At 66.8% G+C, this 14,768-nt stretch carries 10 protein-coding genes and 1 pseudogene; 5 read left to right on the forward strand and 6 right to left on the reverse strand.

The window, feature by feature from the left end; genetic code table 11:
• The first annotated feature begins 44 nt into the window (after positions 1-44).
• The gene (locus A5791_RS09115; RefSeq protein ID WP_156661104.1) at positions 45-1,433 is read left to right on the forward strand and encodes an amidase; all 1,389 of its coding nucleotides are present in this window, start codon (positions 45-47) and stop codon (positions 1,431-1,433) included.
• Between the two features lie 10 nt (positions 1,434-1,443).
• Here A5791_RS09115 and A5791_RS09120 read toward each other — a convergent pair whose 3' ends face one another.
• The 3 genes from A5791_RS09120 to A5791_RS09130 are packed head-to-tail and all read right to left on the reverse strand — an operon-like array spanning position 1,444 to position 5,575.
• On the reverse strand, positions 1,444-1,932 hold the full coding sequence (locus A5791_RS09120; RefSeq protein ID WP_067234224.1) for a DNA-deoxyinosine glycosylase: 489 nt from the start codon (positions 1,930-1,932) through the stop codon (positions 1,444-1,446).
• Positions 1,933-1,937: 5 nt separating this feature from the next.
• On the reverse strand, positions 1,938-3,830 hold the full coding sequence (locus tag A5791_RS09125) for an ABC transporter ATP-binding protein (protein ID WP_067234228.1): 1,893 nt from the start codon (positions 3,828-3,830) through the stop codon (positions 1,938-1,940).
• Positions 3,830-5,575, reverse strand: coding sequence for an ABC transporter ATP-binding protein (locus A5791_RS09130; RefSeq protein WP_067234231.1), 1,746 nt, complete (start codon positions 5,573-5,575; stop codon positions 3,830-3,832). The genes A5791_RS09125 and A5791_RS09130 overlap by 1 nt, the downstream gene beginning before the upstream one ends.
• A 146-nt stretch (positions 5,576-5,721) precedes the next feature.
• On the opposite strand from A5791_RS09130, the pseudogene A5791_RS09135 reads away from it, so the two are divergent.
• The 3 genes and pseudogenes from A5791_RS09135 to A5791_RS09145 form a co-directional block, all read left to right on the forward strand.
• Positions 5,722-7,971, forward strand: a pseudogene (locus tag A5791_RS09135) (GH92 family glycosyl hydrolase); the annotation flags it as partial.
• A 141-nt stretch (positions 7,972-8,112) separates the two neighbouring features.
• The gene (locus tag A5791_RS09140; protein WP_067234234.1) at positions 8,113-9,234 is read left to right on the forward strand and encodes an adenylate/guanylate cyclase domain-containing protein; all 1,122 of its coding nucleotides are present in this window, start codon (positions 8,113-8,115) and stop codon (positions 9,232-9,234) included.
• 59 nt (positions 9,235-9,293) lie between these two features.
• Entirely contained in the window at positions 9,294-9,872 is a 579-nt protein-coding gene (locus A5791_RS09145; protein ID WP_067234236.1) for a hypothetical protein, read from the forward strand.
• A gap of 15 nt (positions 9,873-9,887) precedes the next feature.
• On the opposite strand, the gene A5791_RS09150 is transcribed toward A5791_RS09145, so the two are convergent.
• The 3 genes from A5791_RS09150 to A5791_RS09160 all read right to left on the reverse strand — a co-directional run bounded on the left by A5791_RS09150 (position 9,888) and on the right by A5791_RS09160 (position 14,406).
• A complete protein-coding gene (locus A5791_RS09150) occupies positions 9,888-11,864 on the reverse strand; it encodes a serine/threonine-protein kinase PknH/PknJ (RefSeq protein ID WP_067234239.1) in 1,977 nt (658 codons plus the stop codon).
• Positions 11,865-11,975: 111 nt separating this feature from the next.
• Positions 11,976-12,404: a DUF6636 domain-containing protein gene (locus A5791_RS09155; protein WP_067234242.1), complete on the reverse strand. Its 429-nt coding sequence runs from the start codon at positions 12,402-12,404 to the stop codon at positions 11,976-11,978.
• Positions 12,405-12,417: 13 nt separating this feature from the next.
• Entirely contained in the window at positions 12,418-14,406 is a 1,989-nt protein-coding gene (locus A5791_RS09160) for an ATP-binding cassette domain-containing protein (RefSeq protein ID WP_231995840.1), read from the reverse strand.
• 112 nt (positions 14,407-14,518) lie between these two features.
• On the opposite strand from A5791_RS09160, the gene A5791_RS27160 reads away from it, so the two are divergent.
• Positions 14,519-14,683, forward strand: a complete 165-nt coding sequence (locus A5791_RS27160) for a hypothetical protein (RefSeq protein ID WP_231995839.1) — start codon at positions 14,519-14,521, stop codon at positions 14,681-14,683.
• Positions 14,684-14,768: the final 85 nt, after the last annotated feature.

Consider the following 14,768-nt stretch of genomic DNA (forward strand, 5'->3'; position numbering starts at 1 on the left):
CAGCTCGTGCAACTACCCCGCGACGGCCGAGATACGCTGCCGCAGTGGACGCTACCGATCTGGCCTTCGCCGGTGCGGCCGCGCAAGCACGGATGCTGGCTGACGGTGAGCTCACCGCGCCGGAGCTGCTCGAGATCTATCTGGAGCGGATTGCCCGACTGGACAGCCAGCTGCGCTGTTACCGGGTGGTGCTGTCCGACGCGGCGCGCGATGACGCCTACGTGGCGCAGGACCGCCTGGACGCGGGTGAGCGGCTGCCGTTACTCGGTGTGCCGATCGCGATCAAAGACGATGTCGACGTCGCCGGCGAGGTGACCACCTTCGGCTGCGGCGGGCATCGTCCCGCGGTGAACTCCGACGCGGAGGTGGTCCGGCGGTTGCGCGCTGCCGGCGCGGTCATCATCGGCAAGACCAATGTGCCGGAGCTGATGATGATGCCCTACACCGAGTCGCTGACTTTCGGGGCGACCCGAAACCCGTGGCACCCCGGGCGCTCGCCGGGCGGCAGCAGCGGTGGCAGCGCGGCCGCGGTGGCCGCCGGGCTGGCTCCGCTGGCATTGGGCTCCGACGGCGGCGGCTCGATTCGCATCCCGGCTACTTGGTGCGGCGTGTTCGGCCTCAAGCCGCAGCGTGACCGCATACCGCTGGAGCCACACGACGACGCGTGGTACGGGCTGAGTGTCAACGGTCCGCTGGCGCGGACGGTGCTGGACGCGGCGCTGTTTCTCGATGTCACCTCCACTGTGCCCGGCCCGGAAGGCGAGTTCGTCGCCGCTGCCGCACGAAGCCCTGGCAAGCTGCGAATTGCATTGAGCACCAAGGTGCCGACGCCGCTGCCGGTTCGGGTGGGGCGAGAGCAGCTTGCCGCCGTGGAGCAGGCGGGCGTGTTGCTTCGCGAACTGGGCCACGAGGTCGTCACGCGCGATCCCGAATATCCGCCGGCGCTGTATGCGAACTACCTGCCGCGCTACCTGCGTGGCATCAGCGACGACGCTGACGCGCAAGCCCATCCGGAACGGCTGGAACCGGGCACCCGCACGCTGGCGCGGCTGGGTTCGTTCTTCTCCGATCGGCGGATGGACGCGGTGCGCGCCGCCGAGGCGGCGCTGAGCAACCGGATTCAGTCCATCTTCGACGACGTCGACGTGGTCCTCACCCCGGGCAACGCGACCGGCCCGCCCCGGATCGGTGCCTACCAGCGCCGTGGCGGGCTGTCGACGCTGCTTCTGGCCGGCCAACGCGTTCCCTATCAACAGGTCTGGAACCTGACCGGTCAGCCTGCCGCGGCCGTGCCATGGGACCTCGACGAGGACGGGCTGCCGATGTCGATACAGCTCGTCGGGCGCCCGTACGACGAGGCGACGCTGCTGTCGCTGTCCGCTCAGATCGAAGGCGCCCGGCCCTGGGCCCACCGCCGGCCGCCGGTGTCATGATGCCCCAGCCTCATGAGATGACTTGCCAGGCAGCCAGTTTGGCGCTGAACCGGATAGCATGCGCCGTGCTGGTAGACGGCAGCCGCTGACAGCGGATCCGTTCGGGCGCGTCGGCCAGTCGGCCGAACAGGTCGGCGGCCTTGGCGCCGTTGAAGTACACCCGTGCCATGGCCGGATGGTCAGCGAACAGCTTCCCGAAGTCGTTGACCACCAAGCTTTTCGGGTCGATCGCGGAGTCCGCGCTGCCGCGCCGGCGGCACGCGCTCAGCACGTCCCACAGGGCCACGCCGTGGGACCGCAGCGCCAGCAGACGGTCCTGGTAGGGCGCCGTCACATCAAAGCCGAAAAGCGCACTTGTGATTGGCCAGAACGAATTGCGCGGGTTGGCGTAGTACTGGTGGGCGACCAGCGATTGGGCGCTGGGAAATGAGCCCAAGATCAGCACCTGGGCACGGTCATCCACGACCGGCGGAAATCCTCGCAGAAGCGGTGTGGTCATCGCGTCTAGACCTGCGTCATCGCGTAGTAGGCGCCCCGCCGGGCCAACAGCTCGGCGTGTTTGCCCTGCTCCACGATCCGCCCGGACTCCATCACCAGGATCACGTCCGCACCGCGAATTGTCGAAAGACGGTGCGCAATAACGAAACTCGTTCGGCCGCGGCGCAGCTCACGCATCGCCTGCTGGACCAGGATCTCGGTGCGGGTGTCCACCGAGCTGGTGGCTTCGTCGAGGATCAGCAGCTGCGGGCGGGCGAGGAAGGCGCGGGCGATGGTGATCAGTTGTTTCTCGCCGGCGCTGAGGTTGGCGCCGTCGTCGGAGACCCAAGTGTCGTAACCGTCGGGCAGAGTATGCACAAATCGGTCGACATAGGCATTCTTGGCGGCGGCGACGATCTCTTCTCGACCGGCGCCCGGGCGGCCGTACGCGATATTCTCCGCGATCGTTCCGCCGAACAGCCAGGTGTCCTGCAGTACCACTGCGATGCGTGATCGCAGCGCCGTACGGCTGACCGTCGTGACGTCCACGCCGTCGATCAGGATTTGACCGGAGTCGACGTCGTAGAACCGCAGCAACAGATTCACCAGCGTCGTCTTGCCCACGCCGGTCGGACCGACGATCGCCACGGTGCTGCCCGGTTCGGCGACCAGCGACAGGCCTTTCATCACCGGCGTTCCCGGCCGGTAGCTGAAGTCGACGCGACGGAACTCCACCCGGCCCTGCACAGATGGCAGATCGTCCGGCATGTCGCAGGTTTGCACGGGCGCGTCCAGAACGTTGAAAACCCGTTCAGCGCTTGCCATTCCCGATTGCAGCAGGTTGTACATCGCGGCGACTTCGCTCAGCGGCAGGGTGAACTGGCGGACGTACTGAATGAAGGCCTGGATGCCGCCCAACGTGATCTGGCCGGCGGCCACTTGAAGTCCGCCGACCACGGCGACTGCCACGTAACTGAGATTGCCGACGAACATCGTGGCCAATGGCACCGTCGCGGAGAGCGATTGGGCCCCGAAGCCGCTGCGGTACACGTCGGCGTTGAGGTCGTGGAAACGCCGTTCGGCCTGCCCTCGCTGTCCGAACATCTGGACCAGCGGTAAGCCGGTGTAAGTCTCCTCGACAAGGGCGTTGAGCCGGCCGGTATCGGCCCACTGCCGCACGAACAGCCCCTGCGAGCGTCGCGTCATGCTCCGGGTCGCCAACAGCGACAGCGGGATGGCCGCCAACGCGATCACCGCCAGCAGCGGCGACATGGTCAGCATCATCGCCAGCACCGCCGCCACGGTCAGCACCGAGGTGAGCAGCTGGCTGATCGTCATCGACAGCGATGCGGCAACGTTGTCGATGTCGTTGGTCATGCGGCTCAGCAACTCGCCATGCTGGCGGGAATCCAAGTAGGACAAGGGCACCCGGTGCACTTTGTCCTCGACGTCGGAGCGCAGCGTCGTCACGGTTCGCTGCACGGCGATGTTCACCAGCCGGGCCTGCACCCAAACCAGCAGAGCGCCAAGTAGATACACGCCCAGCGCCAGCAGCAAGGTGCGGCCGACCGCGCCGTAGTCCACCCCGGCGCCGGGCCGGACGTCCATACCGGACAGCAGGTCGGCGAATCTGTTGTCGCCGTGGGCACGGGCGGCGGCGATGGCCTGGTCCTTTGTGATTCCGGCCGGCAGGCGCCGGCCGATCACCCCGTTGAACACCAGATCGGTGGCATGGCCCAGGATTCGGGGGCCGATGACCGCAAGCCCGACGCCGGCGACCACGAGCATGAGTACGGCCGGCGTCAGCCACCACTGAGGTGTGAGCAGTTTGACCAGCCGGACGGCCGTGCGCCGGAAATCGTCGGAACGCTCGATGGGCCCGTGCACCGCGGGCCCGATCGGGGGTCTCGGGCGCGTCATCAGACGCTCCCGGCAGGCACCACGGCCTGCGAGTCGACGAACTCAACGTAGATCGCGCATTCGGTGAGCAGCGATTCATGGGTGCCGCGGCCGACCACGCACCCGTCGTCGATGACGATCACCTGGTCGGCTTCAGCCAGCGTCGGGATACGTTGCGACACAATGAAAACTGTCGCTTCGGCCGACACCTCACGCAATGCGGCGCGCACCCGCGCGTCCGTGTGCACATCCAGCGCCGAGAACGCATCGTCGAACACGTACACCTTGGGCCGCCGAATCACCGCACGTGCGATCGCCAGGCGCTGCCGCTGGCCACCGGAGAAATTGACCCCACCCTGCGACACCGGCATGTCCAGCGCTGCTGGGTGCGCGCCGACGAACCCGTCGGCCGACGCGACACGCAGCGCCTCCCACATCTCGGCGTCGGTGACCACCTGGCCTGGCGCCGCGCCGTAACGCAGATTGTCGGCGACGGTGCCGGAGAACAGATATGCGCGCTGCGGAACCACTCCGATCACCGACCACAGCTGGTCGAGATCATAGTCGCGCACATCGACGTCGTCGATGCTCACCGAGCCGTCGGTGACGTCGCAGAGCCGGCAGATCAACGACACCAGCGTCGACTTTCCCGAGCCGGTCGAGCCGACGATCGCGGTCGTGGTCCCTGGTTGCGCGGTCAGCGAAACATCCTGCAACACTGCGCGGTCCGCGCCCGGATAGCGGAACGTAGCGCCGTGCAGGCGGACCACTCCGTTCGCCGTGCGCGGCCGCACCGGGTGTGCCGGACTGATGATGCCGGCACGGGTCGACAGCACCTCGTTGATCCGCTCGGCGCACACCGAGGCGCGCGGCAGCGTCATCAGGACGAAAGTGGCCCTGAGCACCGACGTCAGGATCTGCATGAAGTAAGTCAGAAAGGCGATCAGCGATCCGACCTGCATCTGGCCGGCGTCAATTCGCAGCCCGCCGAACCAGATCAGCGCGACGCTGGACAGGTTGATCACCAGCGTGGTGAGCGGCAGCATAAGCGCCTGCCAGCGCCCGGCCTGCAGCGCCGTCTGCGACAGCGCGTGGTTCGCGTCGGCGAAACGTTGCCGCTCGAACGGTTCCCGGGTGAACGCCCGGATCACCCTGATCCCCGAAAGCTGCTCGCGCAGAATACGATTGACGCTGTCGATCAGCGCCTGCATGCGGCGGGAGGCCGGCAGCAGGTGCGCGACGATCCAGTAATTGGCCAGCGCCAGAGCCGGGATGCTGACGAGCAGCAGCCACGAGAGCCCCGCGTCAAGGTGTACCGCCATCAAGACCCCGCCGATGCTCATGATCGGGGCGGTGATCAGAACCGTGCAGGTGGTCTGCGCCAGCAGCTGGATCTGGTGGACGTCGTTGGTGGTGCGGGTCAGCAACGACGGCGTGCCGAACCGAGCAATGTCCGACACCGACAGGCCGGTCACCTGGTGAAAGATCGCGGCTCGCAAGTCACGGCCGATGCCCATACCGGTGCGCGACCCCAAACGGGCGATCCCCAACAGGCACAGCGCGTGCACGCCGGCGGCCGTGAGCATCAGCGCGCCGAGACGCATGATCGTCGACGTGTTGCCCTTGGCCACCCCGTCGTCGATGATGGCCGCATTGACGGTCGGTAGATACAAGAACGCAAGGCTGCCAATCACTTGCAGCCCAATGACAGCCGCGATCAGCCGTCGATATGGCCGCGCGTATTGCCGCAGCAGCCTGGTCAGCATTTCAACACTTTCGCACAGGTCAATTCCAAGTTCGCGGCATATGACACGATGGGCGGGTGCTCGGTCTGATTGCTGAGTACGGATGGCAAGCCATCTGCAAACACCGGCCGAAAACGGCGGCAGCCACTGCGGTGGCGCTCGGCATCATGTTGTTGGCCGTTCCGCCCGTGGCTCACGCTGTTCCCGTGTTGGTCGCGAATCCGGTCGTTCACGTGGACACGCTGATCGGCACCGGGTCTTCGGGCGGAATCACGGGTGAGATCAACAACTTTCCCGGTGCGTCGGTGCCGTTCGGCATGGTGCAGTACTCGCCGGACACCACCGACACCTACGCCGGCTACGACCACGACAACGAGCGCTCCACCGGATTCAGCATGACCCACGCCTCGGTGGGCTGCGCCGCGTTCGGCGACATCCCAATGCTGCCGACCACCACCCCGATCGGCTCACAACCGTGGAACGCTTGGGAGACCATCGCTCACGACGCCAGCGAGCTCGGCGTGCCGGGCTACTACAAAGTGCGGTTCCCGGACACCGGAGTCCTCGCCGAGCTCACCGCCACCACCCGTACCGGCGTCGGCCGGTTCACCTTCCCCAGCAATAGCCAACCGGCGCTGTTCCATGTGCGTACCGGCGGATCGCTGGCGGGCAACTCCGCGGCGAGCATTCAGATCAGTGACGACACCACCATGATTACGGGCTCCGCGACCAGCGGCGGATTCTGCGGTATGGACAACATCTACACCGTCTATTTCGCGATGAAATTCAGTCAGCCGTTCACCTCGTACGGCACCTGGGACGGCGACGCGGTCTATGCGGGCGCCCGCAGCGCGAATTCTCCTCACAGCGGCGGCTATGTGCAGTTTCCCGTCGGCGCGGTGCTCGAAGTCCGGACCGCGCTGTCCTATGTCAGCGTCGCCGGCGCGCGAGCCAACCTGGCCGCCGAGGGCAACAGCAGCTTCGAGGACGTGCGCGCGGCCGCGGTGGGCCAATGGAACGGCGCGCTGTCGCGCATCGCGGTGGCCGGCGCCGATCGTGATGTCAAGACCTTCTATAGCGCGCTCTACCATTCGCTGTTGCACCCCAACACCTTCAACGACGCGGACGGCCGCTACCTCGGATTCGACGGCGCCATCCACACCGTGGCGCCGGGGCATACGCAGTACGCCAACTTCTCCGACTGGGACACCTACCGGTGCCTGGCAGCCTTGCACGCGTTGCTTTTTCCCAAGCTGGCCAGCGACATGGCCCAGTCGCTGGTGAACGACGCCGAGCAGAGCGGGTCGCTGCCGCGCTGGCCGCTGGCCAACTCCGCGACCGGGGTGATGACCGGGGACAACGTGGTACCGCTCATCGTGGACCTCTATATCTACGGCGCAACGGATTTCGACGTCAAGACGGCACTGCGTTACATGGTGAACGCGGCAACGACGGGCGGTGCCGGCCGCGACGGGTACGTGGAACGGCCGGGAATCGCCACCTACCTGGAGCACGGCTACGCGCCCAACACCGAGGAGTTCGAGGGCAGCAACGGTTTGGTCGGCGCGTCGGTCACCCTGGAGTGGTCGATCGACGACTTCGCCATCTCTCGATTCGCCGAAGCGCTGGGGGACAACAACACCGCGGCGGAGTTCCTCAACCGTGCGCAGTACTGGCACAACCTGTTCAATCCGGCCACCGGGTACCTCTCGCCGCGTGACGCCGCAGGGTTCTTTCCCGTCGGGCCGGGATTCGTGGAACCACTAGGCGCCTACGGACAGGACGGGTTCGACGAGGGCAACGCGGAGCAGTATCTGTGGCTGGTGCCGCACAACGTCGCCGGACTGGTGACTGCTCTGGGTGGTCGCCAGGCGGTCGCCGACCGGCTGGACCGCTTCACCGACCAGCTCAACGCGGGCCCCAACCAGCCCTATCTGTGGTCCGGTAACGAGCCGGGCTTCGGGGTGCCGTGGCTGTACAACTATCTCGGCCAGCCGTGGCGGACCCAGCAGCTGGTCGACCGGATCCGCGGCGAGCTGTTCAATCCCAGCCCCGGCGGCGAGCCCGGCAACGACGACCTGGGTGCAATGTCCAGTTGGTACGTGTGGGCTGCCCTCGGCATGTACCCCAGCACGCCGGGAACGCCGATCCTCGCCGTGAACACACCGCTGTTCGACCGCATCGTGATCACGCTCCCGACCGGACGATCCATCCGGATCTCTGCACCGGACGCATCCAACGGGCGCAGGTTCATCGACGGCCTCAGCATCGACGGCCAGCCGACCGATCGCACCTTTCTGCCGGAATCGATCATCCGCGCCGGTGGTGATCTGACGTTCGCGTTGTCCGCCGTGCCCAACACGGCGTGGGGGACCGCCGAGGCGTCAGCGCCGCCGTCGTTCGGCACTGGCTCGTCCTGACGGTGGCGACCCGCCGCGCCCGGCTGCGCCGCGCTTGCGATCGCCACGGTAACCGACGGTGGCGACCCGCCGCGCCCGGCTGCGCCGCGCTTGCGATCGCCACGGTAACCGACCGGACGGCGTTATACGTTGAGCAGCATGGCCGGTCATCCCGATCACATACCCGAGGATCTGCTCGCCGGACTGGAGGGCGACGCGCGCGCCGAGCGAGCAGAGCTGGTCGAGTGGCTGCTCGAGCAAGGCATCACCGCCGACGAGATCCGCGCCACCAACCCGCCGCTGCTGCTGGCCACCCGGCACATCATCGGCGACGACGGCACCTACGTCTCCACCCGGGAGATCAGCGAGACTTACGGCGTCGACCTGGACCTGTTGCAGCGGGTGCAGCGCGCCATCGGCCTGGCCAGGGTGGACGATCCCGACGCCGTCGTGCATATGCGCGCCGACGGCGAAGCCGCTGCCTACGCGCAGCGGTTCGTCGAGCTGGGACTGAATCCTGAGCAAGTGGTGCTCGTCGTGCGCGTGCTGGCCGAAGGGCTTTCGCACACTGCCGAAGTCATGCGCTACGCGGCGCTGGCGGCGATCATGCAGCCGGGAGCGACCGAACTGCAGATCGCCAAGGCCTCCAAAGCGCTGGTGAGCCAGATCGCCCCGATGCTCGGCCCGATGATCCAGGGCATGCTGTTCATGCAACTGCGGCACATGATGGAAACCGAAGCTGTCAATGCCGGCGAGCGCGCCGCCGGCAAGCCGCTGCCCGGAGCGCGCCAGGTCACCGTCGGCTTCGCCGACCTGGTCGGCTTCACTCGGCTCGGTGAGGTGGTGTCCCCCGAAACGCTGGGTCAGCTTGCCGGCAGGCTGGCCGGCCTGGCCCGTGACTTGACCGCGCCGCCGGTGCGGTTCATCAAGACGATCGGCGACGCGGTGATGTTCGTCTGTCCTGAACCCGAGCCGCTGCTGGACACCATCCTGAAACTCGTCGACGTCGTCGACACCGACAACGACTTCCCCCGACTGCGGGCCGGAGTCGCCTCCGGGATGGCGGTGAGCCGCGCCGGCGACTGGTTCGGCAGTCCGGTGAATGCGGCGAGCCGGGTCACCGGAGTAGCGCGACCGGGGACGGTGCTGGCGGCGGATTCGGTGCGCGATGCCGTCGGCGATGACGCCGGATTCGACTGGTCGTTCGCCGGAGCGCGCCGCCTGAAGGGCATCAAGAACGACGTCCGGCTCTTCCGGGTGCGAAGGGGTGCGGCCACCTGACCGGTTCGCCGGCAGCGAACGGTGTTCCGTAATAGCTGTAACAATGTAATCATGTAATCATGAAGCACCATCACACATACGGCCGTCGATACGGCCGCCCCGGGGGCTGGCAGCAAGCCCAGCAACCCGATGCCAGCGGCGCCGCGGAATGGTTCGCGGGGCGCCTGCCCGAAGACTGGTTCGACGGTGATCCCACGGTGATCGTCGACCGCGAGGAAATCACCGTCATCGGCAAGTTGCCGGACGCCGAGACCGGCGGCACCAAGGGGGAAGAGACCGGCGATCGCGCCGAAGGACGGGTCTCCCGGTTCCGCGAGGAAACCCGCCCGGAGCGGATGAACATCGCCGACGAGGCTCAGGACCGTTACGGACGCAAGGTTTCCTGGGGCGTGGAAGTCAATGGCGAGCGAATTCTGTTCACTCACATTGCGGTACCGGTGATGACCCGCTTGAAGCAACCGGAACGCCAGGTGCTCGACACGCTGGTCGACGCCGGCATCGCCCGGTCCCGGGCCGACGCACTCGCGTGGTCGGTCAAGCTGGTCGGCGAGCACACCGAGGAGTGGCTGGCCAAGCTGCGCGCCGCCATGTCGGCGGTCGACGACCTGCGTGCCGAGGGACCAGACCTGCAGGGCTGAGCCGCCGCTCGGCCGCTACTGGTTGTTGACCTTGTCGACGATCTTGTCGGAGACCTGGCCGGCCTGATCGTTGAGCTTGTACGCGCAAGCGTTGACGTCGACGATCACGTTGTTGGCCACGCTCATCGCGCGCTGGCACTGCCAGCCTTTGGCGGCCTCCTGGGTGTTCACCAGCGTGACCCTGGGCGGCTGGCCCTGAACTTCGGAAACGGTCCACCGATAGGTCTTGTTCTTGGACGTGTTCGTCACCGTGATCGTCTTGCCGGAGCAGTTCTTCCACTTGCCCTCAGCCGTCTCGAGGAAATCACGGGCTTTGTCGGCTGACGGGAAGGTCACCACGGCCTGGTGTACCCAGTGGTCGAAGTTGTCGCCCGACTCAGAGGACACGTTCCCGTTCACCCCGGTATACCCGGTGCCCGAATACGTCGGGTCCTGTGCGGCATAAAGCACCCCCAAGCACGACTGGTCGGACAGCGTCAGCGAGGACTTCGCCATCGTCGTGATGGGGTCGCCGGGCGTCATGTTCGTGGCGCCCATGACGGCGTTGATTTCCGAGGTGCTCAGCAGTAACGAACTGAGCCGATCGGCCGCGATCGGCGGGGGCGGCGGCTTCTTGGGTTTCTTGCCGATCAGCTGGTAAGCGACGATCCCGCCACCGACGAGGACGACGAGCACGACTGCGACGATGGCGATGACGAGCCATGGGTTTCCGCGTTTGGCGGGCGGTTGTTGCCACGAGGGTGGGCCGCCGTGCTGTTGCTGGTAAGGCTGGCCGCCGTGCTGTTGCTGGGGCGGCTGGCTGGGGGGCTGGCCGCCCCAGTTGCTGCCGGCTTGGTAGTACTGGTTGCTGGCAGGCGGGTTGTTCGGGGTGGGCACTGGTCCGCTGCTGGGGGCCCAACCGGGCTGGCCGGTCGGGGCGGGCCGGTGGATCGGACCGCTGCCCTGGCCGGGGTAGGACGGTTGCTGGACGGGTGTGGGCGGCGGCGTCGTGTAGCCCTGGCGGTACCCCTGTGGCGGCGGCGTACTCGTCGGACGCGCGGCAGGCGGGGGAGTCGTTCCGGTGGCGGCCATCGTCGGTGGCGGCGCCGCCGTGGCGGGCCCTTGCAGGGTGGCTTCCTGACTGCGCCGCATGATGTTGGCGGCGTGGTCTTGATCGGGGTCGCTGAGCGCTTCATGGGCTGCCAGCGCGAGATCGCCCGCGCTGGCATAGCGGTCCTCGGGCTTTTTGGCCATGCCGCGCGCGATCACCGCATCCAAGGCCCTGGGAATGCCCGCACGGTTGGCGCTGGCCTGGGGGATGGGGTCCAGCATGTGTGCGGTGACCAATGTGCTGGCGCTGTCGGACCGATAGGGCGGGGCTCCGATCAAGCACTCGTAGAGCACGCAGGCCAGCGCGTAGATGTCGGCGCGGTAGGTGACCTCGTCGTTGGAAAACCGTTCGGGCGCCATGTATTTCCAGGTCCCCACCGCCGTGCCCAGCTGGGTCAGCTTCTCGTCGGTGGTCGCGCTGGCGATGCCGAAGTCGACCAGGTAGGCGAAGTCGTCGCGGGTGACCAGGATGTTGGGCGGCTTGACGTCGCGGTGCATCACCCCGGCGGCATGTGCGGCATCCAACGCCGAAGCGACCTGGCTGATGATGGCCACCGCGCGCGGCGGGGTCAGCGGCCCGAACCGCTTGAGCACGCTGTCGAGGTCGGTGCCCTCGATCAGCCGCATCTCCAAATAGAGCTGGCCGTCGATTTCGCCGTAGTCGTGGATGGGTACCACGTGAGGTTCCTGCAGCCGCCCGGCGATGCGGGCCTCGCGCTTCATCCGCTCCCGAAAGACCGGGTCCTTGCTGAATTCTGCGGTCATCACCTTGACCGCGACCGTCCATTCCTTGACGGTGTGCTCGGCCTCGTAGACCTCGCCCATCCCACCGCGGCCCAGCAGCCGTTTGAGCCGATAGGGCCCAAACATCGACCCCACCCGCGAGCCCTGCGCATCGCTCATCGCTGCTCCTCCAAAGCCATCCCCGCCGCCCCCGCCGACAATATCAACCACGCCGCACCGCCAAGCGCGATTCGCTGCGGTCGCGCTTGTCGGATGGGCCTGTCCTGGCGATCAGTGCAACTCGTATGAATCGCGGGACACCCGGAAGTAGCGCCCGGTGCTGCCGTCGGTGCAAATCATGCCGGTTGGCTTGCTGTCGCAGGTGAGCGGGTTCACCGTCCACGCGCTGCCGTATGTCAGCGTCGGTAAATCACTGCCGCGCAAGGTATCCGAGTTGCAGACGAATCCGGCCGCAGTGCCCTGCCGCAACTCGAGGCGATCGCCCCATTCGCCCTCGCACCGATCCGGTCGTGGCGGTGCCACCCACGTGTGGTCGGTGATCTCACAGTCGGCAAACGCCTTGTTGCCCAACGAGCCCATCGCGCAGGCGATGTCGCCCGAGGGCGACTGAAACTGGTAGTACGTCTCGGCCCCTGCCGCAGCAGGGTGGAGCGCCATCGCCAGAGCGCTCAGCGCAAGCGTCGCGAGGGCTTTGCGCATCACCGCTCGGTGTTCACTTGACCGCCTGGCGGTGCGGGTCGAGTCGCTTGAGCCGCACCGCGATGAGGATCACCAGCACCACCGCCTGCACCGCGCATACCGTCGCGGCGAACAGCCAACTATCGGATGAGTACTTCCACAACGGATCGACTTCTTTGCCGACCATCTGTAGCAGGTCATTGAGGTCGATCGTCGACGCGCCCATCGCAAAGCCCCATCGGGACGGCGACAGCCAGGCCAGTTGCTCCAGCGGGATTCGGCCGTTCACCGGGAACAGTCCGCCACAGAGCACGAGTTCGGACAGGGCCACCAACACCAGCAGTGGCATGCCGCGATCGGCATTGCCGATCATCGCCGAGACCAACAGACCGATCAGCATCGAGACCACCGCGACGGCGACCACCGCGAGCGCCAATTCCAGCCTGGGCCAAGCGGTTATCACCGCCGCCTGGTCCGGCGGCAACCGGAACGCCGTTCCCAGGAATCCCAGAATCAGCGCTTGGACTGTGACCAGCACGGTGAGGACCGCCAATTTGGACGCCAGGTAGGCGATGCTGGACAAGCCGATGCCGTGCTCGCGCTGATATATGGGCCGTTCCTTGACGATTTCCCGGATCGAGGCCGTGCATCCCATCAGCGCGCCGCCGAAGATCAGCACCGTCAGGATCTGACCGGGCTGCATCGACTTGGACTCCATGGCCTTGGCGATCGACAGCCCCGACTTGCCCGGGGGTGCATACGCGAAAAGGCTCAGCACCATCGGCAGCAGCAGCAAGGTCAGCGAATACTGACGATCGGCGGCGATCACCGCCAGATACCGTCGGCACAGGGTGGCGAATTGGGCGAACGCGCTCTGCTGAGCGACCGGCTTGGAAGGACGCTCGGCGCCCGGCTGCGGGGCCTTGTGAGCCGGGTGTGGTCCGGACAGCGCCTGCTTGAGGGCTGACGTGTTGAATCGGCCCGTCCAGTCGGTATCGGTGTCGTGCTCGAGCAGGTTGAACAGGTCGGCGAAGTCGCTGCAGTTGAAGTAGTGCAGCGCCTGCTGCGGCGGCCCGAAGTAGGCCAGGCGACCACCCGGCGCCAAGATGAGCAACCGGTCGCACATATGCAGCTGGGCGATGTTGTGGGTGACGACTACCACCGACCGACCGTCGTCGGCCAGCCCCCGCAGCGTCTGCATGACCGACTTCTCGTACCCCGGGTCAAGGCCCGACGTCGGCTCGTCGAGAAACAGCAGCGACGGTTTGGTCAGCAGTTCCAGCGCGACGCTGGTGCGTTTGCGCTGACCTCCGGACAGGCTGTCGATGCGTTGGTTGGCGTGCGCGGTCAGCCCGAGCTCGGAGAGCACCTCGTCGATGCGGTGCTCGCGCTCCGCGGCCGATACGTCATGCGGGAACCGCAGCCGGGCCGCGTAGTTCAGCGCCCGGCGCACTGTCAGCGATGTGTGCAGGATGTCGTCCTGCGGAACGAACCCGATGCGGTGCCGCAGCTCGGCGTAGTTCTGGTAGAGGTTGCGGTCGTCGTAGCGCACCTCGCCGTTACCGGCGGGACGAAATCCGGTCAGTGCGCCCAGCAACGTCGACTTGCCGGCCCCGCTCGGTCCGACGACCGCCATGAAGCAACGCTCCGGCAGGGCGAAGCTGACGTCGGACAACAGCACCTTGCCCTTGCCGGTGACCACCCGCAGGTTTGAGGCCTCGTAGGACACGTCGCCGGTGTCGACGTATTCAACCAGCCCCCCGCCGGCCAGGTGCAGTAGCTGGTGGCCGATGCCGACGATGTCGTCGGGTCCGATGACGGCCTGGTCGATCCGGTTGCCGTTGACGTAAGTCCCGTTGGCGCTGTTGTTGTCGACGAGCTCCCACTGGTCACCGGCGCGCCGCAACACGGCGTGGTGTCGCGATACCAGCAAATCGTCCAGAACCACGTTGTTGTCGGGCGCGCGGCCGATCGTCACGACCAGCTGGTCGATGTGGTGTACCGCGGTCGGCGGCCGGGCGATCGTGGTATCACCGCGGGGTTTTGATGCGCCCGGGCTGTCCGGTCCGGCCGGCCGGCTGGGCGGGACCTGCGGCGGTTTCTTGACGATGTTCGTTTCGGCCAAAGACCGTGGCGTGGCTGGGCCTTGCGGAGGTGAGGCCTGCTGGCCGGACGGGGTGGGCGGCTTCGCGGTAGGGATCGACGGTGGTTTGGTGATGATCGTCGTGTCCAGAAGTCGTTGCGGGGGTGGGCTTTTCGAGGTGTCCGGGCCGGCCGGCTTGTTGATCGGGGCAGTATGAGACGTGGTGATGACGGTGGTGTCGCCCCCTGGCCGTGGCCGGGCTGGGCCTTTCCGGCCTTCCGCGGTTTCGGGTCGGGCCTATG

This window comes from Mycobacterium sp. 852002-51163_SCH5372311, from assembly GCF_001667115.1.
Taxonomy (GTDB): domain Bacteria; phylum Actinomycetota; class Actinomycetes; order Mycobacteriales; family Mycobacteriaceae; genus Mycobacterium.

What these genes read in the sequence shown, in the direction of transcription:
- A5791_RS09125 (WP_067234228.1), bottom strand. Translation starts at nt 3,830, where the DNA reads ATGACGCGCCCGAGACCCCCGATCGGGCCCGCGGTGCACGGGCCCATC.
- A5791_RS09120 (WP_067234224.1), bottom strand. Translation starts at nt 1,932, where the DNA reads ATGACCACACCGCTTCTGCGAGGATTTCCGCCGGTCGTGGATGACCGT.
- A5791_RS09145 (WP_067234236.1), top strand. Translation starts at nt 9,294, where the DNA reads ATGAAGCACCATCACACATACGGCCGTCGATACGGCCGCCCCGGGGGC.
- A5791_RS09140 (WP_067234234.1), top strand. Translation starts at nt 8,113, where the DNA reads ATGGCCGGTCATCCCGATCACATACCCGAGGATCTGCTCGCCGGACTG.
- A5791_RS09150 (WP_067234239.1), bottom strand. Translation starts at nt 11,864, where the DNA reads ATGAGCGATGCGCAGGGCTCGCGGGTGGGGTCGATGTTTGGGCCCTAT.
- A5791_RS09130 (WP_067234231.1), bottom strand. Translation starts at nt 5,575, where the DNA reads ATGCTGACCAGGCTGCTGCGGCAATACGCGCGGCCATATCGACGGCTG.
- A5791_RS09155 (WP_067234242.1), bottom strand. Translation starts at nt 12,404, where the DNA reads ATGCGCAAAGCCCTCGCGACGCTTGCGCTGAGCGCTCTGGCGATGGCG.